This is a genomic window from Alistipes sp. CAG:268 (assembly GCA_000434235.1).
GTDB classification, from domain to species: domain Bacteria; phylum Bacteroidota; class Bacteroidia; order Bacteroidales; family Rikenellaceae; genus Alistipes; species Alistipes avistercoris.
Window position 1 is genome coordinate 1 of the sequence record FR891962.1, and the last position, 10,856, is coordinate 10,856.

Annotated in this window: 10 protein-coding genes and 1 tRNA gene; 9 read left to right on the plus strand and 2 right to left on the minus strand. The window is 59.9% G+C overall.

Going from position 1 to position 10,856, the window contains the following annotated elements:
• Nucleotides 1–792 precede the first annotated feature (792 nt).
• The 7 genes from QZL63_RS00105 (at nucleotide 793) to QZL63_RS00135 (ending at nucleotide 7,934) form a co-directional block, all read left to right on the plus strand.
• Nucleotides 793–1,407 (plus strand): signal peptidase II, encoded by a 615-nt coding sequence (locus QZL63_RS00105; RefSeq protein ID WP_022307326.1) that lies wholly within the window; start codon nucleotides 793–795, stop codon nucleotides 1,405–1,407.
• 81 nt (nucleotides 1,408–1,488) lie between these two features.
• Nucleotides 1,489–1,570, plus strand: a tRNA-Leu gene (locus tag QZL63_RS00110).
• A 225-nt stretch (nucleotides 1,571–1,795) separates the two neighbouring features.
• The gene (locus QZL63_RS00115) at nucleotides 1,796–1,957 is read left to right on the plus strand and encodes a hypothetical protein (protein WP_290585003.1); all 162 of its coding nucleotides are present in this window, start codon (nucleotides 1,796–1,798) and stop codon (nucleotides 1,955–1,957) included.
• A 46-nt stretch (nucleotides 1,958–2,003) separates the two neighbouring features.
• Complete coding sequence (locus tag QZL63_RS00120) at nucleotides 2,004–3,659, plus strand: hypothetical protein (RefSeq protein WP_022307327.1); 1,656 nt, start codon at nucleotides 2,004–2,006, stop codon at nucleotides 3,657–3,659.
• A gap of 14 nt (nucleotides 3,660–3,673) precedes the next feature.
• Nucleotides 3,674–4,813, plus strand: coding sequence for a hypothetical protein (locus tag QZL63_RS00125; RefSeq protein WP_022307328.1), 1,140 nt, complete (start codon nucleotides 3,674–3,676; stop codon nucleotides 4,811–4,813).
• A 180-nt stretch (nucleotides 4,814–4,993) separates the two neighbouring features.
• Complete coding sequence (locus tag QZL63_RS00130; RefSeq protein ID WP_022307329.1) at nucleotides 4,994–6,808, plus strand: glycoside hydrolase family 2 protein; 1,815 nt, start codon at nucleotides 4,994–4,996, stop codon at nucleotides 6,806–6,808.
• Nucleotide 6,809: 1 nt separating this feature from the next.
• Entirely contained in the window at nucleotides 6,810–7,934 is a 1,125-nt protein-coding gene (locus QZL63_RS00135; protein WP_022307330.1) for an aldose epimerase family protein, read from the plus strand.
• Between the two features lie 107 nt (nucleotides 7,935–8,041).
• On the opposite strand, the gene QZL63_RS00140 is transcribed toward QZL63_RS00135, so the two are convergent.
• A complete protein-coding gene (locus tag QZL63_RS00140; RefSeq protein WP_022307331.1) occupies nucleotides 8,042–8,665 on the minus strand; it encodes a DUF4840 domain-containing protein in 624 nt (207 codons plus the stop codon).
• 243 nt (nucleotides 8,666–8,908) lie between these two features.
• Nucleotides 8,909–9,478, minus strand: coding sequence for a flavin reductase family protein (locus QZL63_RS00145; RefSeq protein ID WP_022307332.1), 570 nt, complete (start codon nucleotides 9,476–9,478; stop codon nucleotides 8,909–8,911).
• Nucleotides 9,479–9,580: 102 nt separating this feature from the next.
• Here QZL63_RS00145 and QZL63_RS00150 point away from each other — a divergent pair, with 102 nt between their 5' ends.
• Together QZL63_RS00150 and hpf are read left to right on the plus strand one after the other, a co-directional pair.
• Nucleotides 9,581–10,483 (plus strand): tyrosine-type recombinase/integrase, encoded by a 903-nt coding sequence (locus QZL63_RS00150; RefSeq protein WP_022307333.1) that lies wholly within the window; start codon nucleotides 9,581–9,583, stop codon nucleotides 10,481–10,483.
• A gap of 23 nt (nucleotides 10,484–10,506) precedes the next feature.
• Nucleotides 10,507–10,803, plus strand: a complete 297-nt coding sequence (gene hpf, locus QZL63_RS00155) for a ribosome hibernation-promoting factor, HPF/YfiA family (RefSeq protein WP_022307334.1) — start codon at nucleotides 10,507–10,509, stop codon at nucleotides 10,801–10,803.
• Nucleotides 10,804–10,856: the final 53 nt, after the last annotated feature.

The window sequence follows — 10,856 nt, forward strand, 5'->3', positions numbered from 1 at the left end:
TGAGCCAGGATCAAACTCTCCATTGTATAAAAATATCAATGTTTCGTTAGAGTCCTGACTATTCGTTTCCTTTAAAGGAAATTGACAGATAAATACTACATTCTTCTCTCAAATATAACCAGTAATTCAAAGAACCAGTTTAAAAAAGTTTCGCGTTTAGTAGCGAAAGGGACTACAAAGGTAAGTGATATTTTTGAATCCCGCAAATCTTTTTCAAGATTTTTTTTCACCACCCGTTTCCGAGCTAAATCGCGAAAGGGACTGCAAAGATAATCGCTTATCCGTTAATCTCCAAAAACTTTTTCAAGAACTTCGCATTTCGCTTAAAATCAACAACAAAACCATCTCAAGCTCCTTTATTGTAAACTCTCGACTTATTTGCAAGAACCGTTGTTTCTCAAATGCGGATGCAAAGGTAGCGACTTTTTCCGAATCTGCAAGCGTTCGGACATCTTTTTTTGTAAAAATCTTCATTATTTCGCAACAAAGGTGATTATACATATATATTATATAAAGCCCGTCACCGAACGCTCGTCCACAGCTTCAGTCTGCAAAGCCCGCACCTGCCACATACAATACGCAGCCGCACGCCGGCCGGCATGCCTCATAATATCCCGCACGCGCACCGGGAGAAAGGCAGCATTGGCCATCGTCCGTGAGGCCGACCTTCCACGATGCATCCGGATCCCGAAGAGCAGCCAGAAAACAACGAATTGACGGCACAATTTCGGCCCGACGTCCCGAAAACCCGGATTTTTTACTACTTTTGTGCGATATACCGAACTATACAAGATGAATCTCAAAAAAATATCGCTGCTCGTACTGCTGCTGGTCATAGCGGACCAAGCGCTGAAGATCTGGGTCAAGACCCACATGCACCTCGAAGAATCGATCACAGTCTTCCCCGACTGGTTCCAGTTGCACTTCATCGAGAACAAGGGCGCCGCGTTCGGCATGCGCCTCTCGCTGGGCGACACCTATGACTGGGGCAAGCTCCTGCTCGGTCTCTTCCGCATCGCCCTGGTAAGCGTCATCGGTTGGTTCACGGCACACCTGTACCGCAGCCGGCCCGACACCCCGAAGGGAGTATTTGTCGGACTGGCCCTGATCCTTGCGGGCGCCCTGGGCAACATCCTCGACAGCGCATTCTACGGGTTGCTCTTTTCGGAATCCACCCCCTACACGGTAGCCGAATTCGGCGGGCATTACGCCGGATTCATGATGGGCAAGGTGGTGGACATGTTCTATTTCCCCCTCTTCCAATGGGAAAATGTACCGCGCCTGCTGGAGTTCCTGGTAGACCGCAACAACTACTTCTTCGGCGCAGTCTTCAACCTGGCCGATGCCTACATTTCGGTAGCAGTAGTCTATCTGCTTGTATTTCAGTTCAGATTCTTCAGCAAGTAAATTTTTCTTCAAAAAATGCTTGCTGATTCAAAAAAAAGCATTACTTTTGCACACCGCAATTCCGGAAAACACCGGTACAATGCCCAGGTGGCGGAATAGGTAGACGCGCACGTTTCAGGTGCGTGTGCCGCAAGGCGTGCAGGTTCGATTCCTGTCCTGGGCACTGAAACCCCCGCAGACGAAAGTCTCGCGGGGGTTTGCTTTTACCGGCTGCACCGAAAAGCCCGCCAACACGCTGCGGCCATATTCCAGCAGCCAAGTCTCCATACCCGGGCAAACGGTCGGCTCCTGCGCCGTCGCCCTTTGCAAAGGGGCCCTTCGGAAGATGTCAGACGGATTCGAATATTGAACCTCACAGACTTGCAAAAACAAAAATTTATCCCTATTTTTGTTTACGGCAGCCGGCTCCATATCCACGGAGTTCCGTTTCCGGATCAAACTGTTGAACCCAAACCCCATTTCGAAAAAGCCGCTCACCTCTCCTGCCTACCTGCCCACAGCCGCACTCCTCTCGCCGAAGATGCACTACGGAAATCTGAAGGGGAAGTAAGCAGCAATCCTCCGGTCTGAAACCCAATTCCAAACCTTTTACAGCCATGAAACAGATACGGATTATCCCCATCCTGCTCGTTCTCCTGCTGGCCTTCGGCACCGATTGTCCGGCCCAGAAGAGGCAGGTCATCCACGCCCTGACCGGCAAAGGGGTCAAAGACCTCTACAATGCGACCCGATACAAGCCCCAGATGCCGTCCCTGCCGCGGATTGCACCCGCCCCTCCATCCATCGTCGCCCTGCCGGACACCGCCCGGTTACGGGCCCTGCAGGAGACATCCCAGGCACGGCTTCGCTCGCTCAGGCTGCCCGACCCGAAGACCATATACCGGAAAGCACAGGAGCAGGTACGGGAGTTCTACCGACTGCGATGTGCAGACATGGAGGCAGGCAAAACGCCCCGGGACACCCTGGCATGGGTCCGTCTCGGGAACCGGGCGGCACGGCTCAACCTCGACGACGTGGCCGCGGACTGCATGAACCGGTTCCTCTACTACCGTCCCTCGGCTGCAAAGATCACCCGGGCGGTCGATTCACTGATGTATGCCAGCCAACGCTATGCCCGCCCCATGATCGAAACCGCCGCAGAACGCGAGGTCTACGCATATTGGCAGGACCCCGACGCACACGACGCCCGCATCCCCGACCTCAGGATGCTCTCCGCACTGGGCGAACGATACGGATGCCGCACCACCGACCTGGCCCGCGGGACGCTGAGCTGCATCGACGGTGACTACGGGGAAGCCGGCAGACGCATCTCGGCCGAAATAGCCCGGGCTGCGAAAGACCCGGAGACCCCGGACGAATACAGCCGTCTGCTCTGCGGCATCGCCGCCCACTGCATGATACAAGCCGGGCAGCATGCCGAACTGCTCTGCCTCTTCGAGACGTACGACGCTGCGGAACAATATGCCGCAAAGGACCCGGCACTAGCCTTCCAACTCTACCGGGCCGCCCTGCTGGCCGACCCGCAGAAGGCCCGAAAATATGCCGACATGGGGCTGGCGGCCGACGAAGCGTATTTCACCGAACAGTTCGAAGCGTTCTATGACACCGTATACAACCAGTTCGTCAGCCGGCCGCAACCCCTGAGCAACCTGGACTTCCTGCTCGGCAGCCCGACAACGGAACAATACCTGCGCTCGGCGCTCAATCTGGCAGCCGACCTGCTCGCGCAACTCCCCGACACGAATATTTACGACGGCCGGGAACATTTCCATGACGAAGGACTCGCCCCCTACCGCGATGCGCTGCTCGAAATCGCCCGACGCTCGGAATCGGCAACACAAGGCCGCCTTACCCCCGACCATGCGCTGCTGCTCCTGATCGCCGAGAGTACACGCGGCAACTTCGCCCGATCCGCCGAAGAGGGACGCGCCCGAGTCAAGGAGCTCTTCGAGAGGCTCTACACCGAAGAGCGAGACAACGACGAATACACCCAGGTGATCGTCCTGTCGGGTTTCTGCCATTCGCTGGGGCTCTCGGTCCGCGATCCCAAAGGCGCATTGAAGGTGATGACCGGGAAGGTCATGCCTCTGTTCGAGCAACTGGTCGAAAGGGACCCCAACCCACTGGGAATCGATGCGACCAACGAGGTCTACGGATACATGGCCAGCCTCTACCGGCGGACGGGAAAGAACGGGAAGGCCGAAAAGATGGAACGGCTGATCGTCAAGCCGGCAACGGACGGAATCCGATAACACCCCGAAAAAGGATGAAACAGCTGCTGACAATCCTCCTGCTGCTCCCGTGGGGGTTGCAGGCCCAGGAGACGTGCGACACCGACTATCGGTCACCGCGCATACATTACTACGTGTCCTGCCCCGACGGGTCCGATACCCGGAGGCAGGCCGATCCCGGACAGGCCGTGCGGGCCGGCTCCGACATCTGGATACTGCTGTTGCAGGACGACGGCAACGCCGTGCTGGCCAAACACGCGGGGAAAAACCTCCACTACGGCATCCGCGAACGGGAGAGCACATACGGCCCGCTCACCCGCAGGGAGGCCGTCGAAGTGCTGAACCGGTGGATCGCCCACTACTGCCACCTGACGGAACAGGACCGTAAGGAGGGACGCATCGGCTACAACACGCCCTGCTACACCGGCATTGCCGACAGTCCGCTGAAAGTCGGCCCCGATTTCAGGAGCGGCAACAGCCTCTCTCTGAAGGAAGGCGAGCGGGGATGGAGGTTCATCCACACGGGAGCCTACTCGGAGGAGACCGGAATGGAGCTGTGGACCAGCCGCGACTTCAGGCGGGCCGTCTACTACCGCTCCGGGGAACTGCCCGGCACCGACCGGGCGGGCCACAGGAACTACACGCTCCTGCAGGAGTGCGACATCGAGGATTGCCTGCCCCGGAGCCGGATATCCGGGGAGCTCACCTTCCTGGGAGTCCCGCTCGGCCGCTCGCTCGAAGAGACGAAGCGGCAACTGCGGGACAGAGGCTTCGCCGAACTGTCCGATGGCGACACGGATGCGGCGTGGAATGAATACGACGGCGAACTGGCCGGCCTGCTCGGGAGCTCCGCAGATCAGGCCACGCTGGAAGGCGACTTCTACGGCATGCCCTGCCTGGTCGTCCTGCAGGCCGACCCGCAAAACGGAAAGGTGTACTCCGTTTCGGGACGTCTGCTCACCCACTATCCGACCCTGCAGCAGGCCCGGCGGCCGTTCGACATCCTGACCGGGCGACTCTCCGAGCGCCTCGGCTCCGGGACCTACGCCGACTCCGAACAGACCCGATACGTCATCCGCAGCGGCACGGGGAAGATCGACATAGGGATCGAAAAGATCGGAATCGCCCTCGAGGACGAAGGCATGTACGAAATCACCTTCCTGTTCTGGCCGTAGCCTCCAGCCGCTCGGAGGCCGACATTCACCGCAACTCCAACGCAAGGAGGCACCGTCACGGCCGGAAACCGTCCGATCCCGACACGCACCGGATCGGGACCGGGCATGTCCGCACCGGCTTGGAATATTGCAAAGAAAAGGTTATTTTTACGAACCCAAATAACCAAAAGCTTTGCTGATATGAAAAAAACACTTATCCTGACAGCCGCCGCCCTGCTGACGACGCTCGGCGGCATGGCACAGTGGCAGCCGGCCGGAGACCGGATCCGGACCGCCTGGAGCGAGGAGATCGATCCGCAGAACGTTCTCCCGGAGTATCCCCGCCCGCAGATGGTCCGCAGTGAATGGAAAAACCTCAACGGACTGTGGAACTACGCCATCCGTCCCCTGGGCGAGCAACCCGCCGCGTTCGACGGCGAGATCCTCGTTCCCTTTGCCGTCGAGTCATCGCTCTCGGGTGTCGGCGAACGCCTCGGTTCGAAAAACGAACTGTGGTACGAACGCACGTTCGAGATCTCCCCGAAATGGAACGGCAAACGCATTCTGCTGCACTTCGGTGCCGTAGACTGGAAAGCCGACGTGTGGGTGAACGGCATCAGCGTCGGTTCGCACACGGGCGGATACACCCCCTTCTCGTTCGACATCACCGCCGCCCTCGCCAAGGGCGAAAACACCCTGCGCGTCCGAGTCTGGGACCCCACCGACGAGGGTTACCAGCCGCGCGGCAAACAGGTGAACAACCCCAACGGCATCTGGTATACGCCGGTCAGCGGCATCTGGCAGACCGTATGGCTCGAAGCCGTGCCGCAACAGTATATCCGTGAAGTGCGCACGACACCCGACCTCGACCGCAAGACGTTCCGCGTCGAGGTTCCCGTCTGCAACGCACAGCCGGGCGATCTGGTCGAGGTAACCCTCTACGACGGCGGGGCCGAGGTCGCATCGGCCCGGGCACTCAACGGCGCAACGGTCGAACTCACGCTCGCCGATCCGAAATGCTGGAGCCCCGACTCGCCCTTCCTCTACGACATGAAGGTCGCCCTGTTGCGCAACGGACGCCGGATCGACGCCGTCGAGAGCTACGCAGCCATGCGCAAATTCTCGACCCTGCGCGACAAGAACGGCATCGTTCGCCTGGCCCTCAACAACAAGCCGCTGTTCCAGTTCGGTCCGCTCGACCAGGGCTGGTGGCCCGACGGCCTCTACACGGCCCCGACCGACGAGGCGCTCGCATTCGACGTCATCAAGACCAAGGAGCTGGGCTACAACATGATCCGCAAGCACGTGAAGGTCGAGCCCGCCCGCTGGTACTACCACTGCGACAAGGCCGGCATGATCGTATGGCAGGACATGCCCAACGGCGACCAGGGTCCGCAGTGGCAGATGCACAGCTACTTCACCGGCGAGGAGCGCCACCGCTCGGCCGAATCGGAGGCCTGCTACCGCAAGGAGTGGAAGGAGATCATCGACTACCTCTACTCGTTCCCGTCGATCGGCGTCTGGGTTCCGTTCAACGAGGCATGGGGACAGTTCAAGGGCCCCGAGATCGCCGAATGGACCAAGGCCTACGACCCGAGCCGTCTGGTGAACCCCGCCAGCGGCGGCAACCACTACCTCACGGGCGACATCCTCGACCTGCACCACTACCCGCAGCCGAAGATGACGCTGCTCGACACCAACCGGGCCACCGTACTGGGCGAATACGGAGGCATCGGCCTGGTGATCCCCGACCACGTCTGGGTCAAGAACCGCGACAACTGGGGCTACACGCGCTTCAACTCCCCGAAGGAGGTGACCGACGAATATGCCCGCTACGCCGACGAACTGCTCCGCCTGATCGGCTGCGGATTCGCTGCCGCCGTCTACACGCAGACGACCGACGTCGAGGTGGAGGTAAACGGCCTGATGACCTACGACCGCAAGGTGGTGAAGGTCGAGGAGGAGCGCATCCGGGAGATCAACCGCACCATCTGCAACTCTTTAAACGAACAATAGAATGAATCGTATCGCGACAGTCGCCGCAGCCCTCCTACTGGCGGGCTGCGGCGCACAGTCCGCCGCTCCGGAGCTGCTGCCGGCCGAGAACTTCGCAGCCTCCATCGACGGGAAACAGGTAAACCTCTACACGCTCCATGCGGGCGACATCACGCTGCAGGCGACCAACTACGGCGCCCGCGTCGTCTCGTTGTGGACCCCCGACCGCGAGGGCCGCTGCGAAGACATCGTATTGGGATACGAGACGCTCGACCGCTACGTGAACAACACGGGCGAACGGTTCCTCGGAGCCGTCGTGGGTCCCTACGCCAACCGCATCGCCGCCGGACGCTTCTCGCTCGACGGCACGGAGTACACGCTTCCGACCAACGACAACGGGCAGACGCTCCACGGCGGCATGACGGGACTCGACCGCGTGGTGTGGGACGTATGCGAAGCAACGGAGCAGAAGCTCGTGCTGAGCTACCTCCACCGCGACGGCGAGGAGGGATTCCCGGGCAACCTGCAGATCCGGATGACCTATACGGTGACCCCCGAGAACGAATTCCGCGTCGATTACGAGGCCACGACCGACAAACCGACCGTCGTGAACCTCTCGCACCACTCGTTCTTCAACCTCAAGGGTGAGGGGAACGGCACGGTGCTCGACAACGTGCTGACGATCCGCGCGAGCCGGACAACGCCGGTCGATTCGGTGCTGATCCCGACGGGTGAGATCGCCGACGTCACGGGCACGCCGTTCGACTTCCGACAGCCGCACGCCATCGGCGAGCGGATCGAGGCCGACAACGCCCAGCTCCGCAACGGGCACGGCTACGACCACAACTGGATCATCGACCGCCGGACAGCCGACGAAGTGGAGCTAGCCGCCACGGTCTACGAGCCCACGACGGGCCGCACGCTTGAGGTGTGGAGCGACCAGCCGGCCCTGCAGTTCTACAGCGGCAACTTCTTCGACGGCTCGTCGGTCGGCAAGACCGGCAAAGCGCTGCGCTACCGCGAGTCGCTGGCGCTCGAGACCCAGAAATACCCCGACAGCCCGAACCACGCCGACTTCCCCTCGACCGTGCTGCGTCCGGGAGAGACCTACACACAGACCTGCATCTACCGCTTCGGAGCAAAATAACTCCGCCCCGCAAAAACGACGGCCCGAAATGCTGATTGCAGCGTTTCGGGCCGTTTTTTTTCGGGAATCCGGCGCCGCACCCGTCAGACACGGCAACCAGGCCCGAGCTATTTTTGCAAAAGATCGAATGCCAGCGAGAAGGGCTCGAAAGCCTCCATGTCCACACCGCCCACCTTGACCCCGGTGGCTGCAAGGCCGAAGAGAAGTTTTCCGGACTCAAGCGTGTAGACCGCATCCGCCTCGGCCGTGATCGACACCTCGATCTCGATATCGGACATCTCGCCGTCGCCTTCACCGCCGGACGGGAGCGTCAGCTTCAGAGCCTCGGGCGCAAGCGTCATCGCAACCGTGGCCTTGTCTTCGCTCATCACGGCCGTATAGGGCACGCGGTAATCGACCTGACCAATGGCTGCCACAATCTCATCTACCCCCTCCTCGGTTCCGAGGACCTTGACCACCAGGTCGCGAATCGGGAAATCCGTGAAGGAGATCTCCGCCTCCGACACCACAGCCTCGATCGCCGTACCTGCGGGCTCTTCGCCGTCGGCAGCCGGTGCCGCCTCCACAACCGACATCGTTCCGGCATAGTCGCCGCAAACGGCCGTAATATCGGGCTCGGTCGGCGGAGGCGTCTGCCCGCCGCCATTGTCATCATCATCGCATGCAACCATCACGCAGCAGGCTCCGGCAAGAAGTACCGCCATCCAGCTCTTTCCAAAAAAAGTTTTCATCGTTTCCGTTTTTTAAGTTCAAATCACCATTTGTCCAAACCGGTTTTTCACTGAAAGCTTTCACCCATATAAATCCCCGACGGCCGGAAATACTGCACGGGGAACTCATTGAAAAAACGACACTTATATATAAAAATAGAAAGATTAAACATCTGATATACAGACACAAAAAAGAACCGGCATCAACACGACACCGGTTCTTCAAGCCCTGCACGCACAGGCATGCCCGCACATCATCCGGGGTCATTTGCGCTTCTTGCGCACCGACCAGCCGAAATGGCCCAGGGCCTCGCCCAGGGCGAAATACTCCCCGTGCGAATAGACGATCGGGCAGGCCCGTTCGAGGCAGAAACGCCCCGTCGCAGGATCGATGTAGGCCTCGTCCACCTGCACGTTCACCACCTCGGCCAGGAACATGTCGTGCGAACCCAACGGCAGCACCTGCCGCACACGGCACTCGATGTTCACGGGCGACTCCACGATGATCGGCGCCGCAACCACCCCGGCCGGGGCCGGAGTCAGCCTCATCTCGCGGAACTTGTCGCAGTCACGACCCGAGCGGACCCCGCACCAGTCGGTCGCCCGAGCCAGATCGCGCGTCGTAAGGTTGATGACGAATTCGCCCGTGCGACGGATGATCCCGTAGGAGTGTCGCTCGGGCCGCACCGAGATGTAGCACATCGGCGGATTGGTGCAGACCGTTCCGGTCCACGCTACGGTCAGCATGTTGTACTCGTCGGGCCGGGCGCCGCAGCTCACCAGCACGGCCGGCAACGGATAGAGCACCGTTCCGGGCTTCCAGGTCTGTTTCATGTCGATTCGGTTTCTGTTTGCGGACAAAGATACGAAAAAGCGGACAGAATCCCCGAGGGAGCGAAGCGCACCCTCCCCTCTTTTTGCGTATATTTGCATCGTATGCTGCACGAATTCATCCGATATCTGGAGGCCGAACGCCGCTACTCTCCGCTCACGGTGCGCAACTACCGCCGCGACATCGAACGGTTCCTGGCGTGGCGCGGCGACGACGACGCCACGTTCGACCCGCGCAGCGTCTCGGCCGACGACATCCGCGAGTGGATCCTCCACCGCTCGGAGGCGGACGGCGTGGGCGCCGCATCGATGAACCGCGAACTGTCGTCGCTGCGGAGTTTCTTCCGCTGGCTGCACCGCACGGGCCGCGTCGAGAAGGAGGTGATGAGCCGGATCCCGGCCCTCAGAACGCCGCACCGCCTCCCGGCTTTCGTTCCCGAGAGCCGCATGACGGGCATCGTCGGCGACTGCGAGACCGAGAGCGACGCCCCCCTCCGCGAACGCGACTCGCTGATCGTCCTGATGCTCTACGCCTGCGGCCTGCGCCTGGCCGAACTCATCGGCATCGACTGCGACGACTTCTCGGACGACTACCGCACGCTGCGCATCCGGGGCAAGGGAGACAAGGAGCGGATCGTGCCGGTAATGGAGTTCGTACGGGAGAAGATTTTGCGCTACCTCGATCTCATTCGGCGGCAAAATATTTGCAAATCCGGAGAAAAAGCGCTATTTTTAACTTTGAAAGGAGAGCGTGTATCCCGTACGGCGGTTTACCGCATCGTTCAACGGGAACTGGGCCGCGGAGGCGTGCAGGGCAAGAAAAGTCCCCATGTGTTGCGGCACACGTTTGCCACCCACCTGCTCAACGGTGGGGCGGACATGCGCGAGATACAGGAGCTCCTGGGGCACGCGTCGCTGCAGGCCACACAGGTCTACACGCACAACAGCATCGCCCGGCTCCGGGAGGTATATGCGAAGGCCCATCCCCGTGAAAAGGGAGGGAAGTAATTAACTTATTAAACCGTAAGGCTATGAACGTACAGATTCAATCCGTGAAATTCGACGCCGACAAGAAACTGGTCGAATTCGTGAACGCCAAGATGACCAAGCTTGACCGCTTCGCGGAGCGCGCGACGAGCGCAGACGTCATTCTGAAACTCGATAAGGACCACGAAAAAGGAAACAAGATCGCAACCATCACACTGCACATGCCCGGCGAGGACCTGGTGGCCTGCCACCAGTCGAAAGCCTTCGAGGAGTCGGTGGACGAGGCGATCGACGCCCTGAAACGCCAACTGGAGAAGTTCAAGGGCAAATTCGACAAATAGACATCCCACCAACCTTTAACCTTTAACTAACCAACGCCGCGGCGGCCGCATCC

What these genes read in the sequence shown, in the direction of transcription:
- QZL63_RS00105 (WP_022307326.1), top strand. Translation starts at nt 793, where the DNA reads ATGAATCTCAAAAAAATATCGCTGCTCGTACTGCTGCTGGTCATAGCG.
- QZL63_RS00120 (WP_022307327.1), top strand. Translation starts at nt 2,004, where the DNA reads ATGAAACAGATACGGATTATCCCCATCCTGCTCGTTCTCCTGCTGGCC.
- QZL63_RS00125 (WP_022307328.1), top strand. Translation starts at nt 3,674, where the DNA reads ATGAAACAGCTGCTGACAATCCTCCTGCTGCTCCCGTGGGGGTTGCAG.
- QZL63_RS00130 (WP_022307329.1), top strand. Translation starts at nt 4,994, where the DNA reads ATGAAAAAAACACTTATCCTGACAGCCGCCGCCCTGCTGACGACGCTC.
- QZL63_RS00135 (WP_022307330.1), top strand. Translation starts at nt 6,810, where the DNA reads ATGAATCGTATCGCGACAGTCGCCGCAGCCCTCCTACTGGCGGGCTGC.
- QZL63_RS00140 (WP_022307331.1), bottom strand. Translation starts at nt 8,665, where the DNA reads ATGAAAACTTTTTTTGGAAAGAGCTGGATGGCGGTACTTCTTGCCGGA.
- QZL63_RS00145 (WP_022307332.1), bottom strand. Translation starts at nt 9,478, where the DNA reads ATGAAACAGACCTGGAAGCCCGGAACGGTGCTCTATCCGTTGCCGGCC.
- QZL63_RS00150 (WP_022307333.1), top strand. Translation starts at nt 9,581, where the DNA reads ATGCTGCACGAATTCATCCGATATCTGGAGGCCGAACGCCGCTACTCT.
- hpf (WP_022307334.1), top strand. Translation starts at nt 10,507, where the DNA reads ATGAACGTACAGATTCAATCCGTGAAATTCGACGCCGACAAGAAACTG.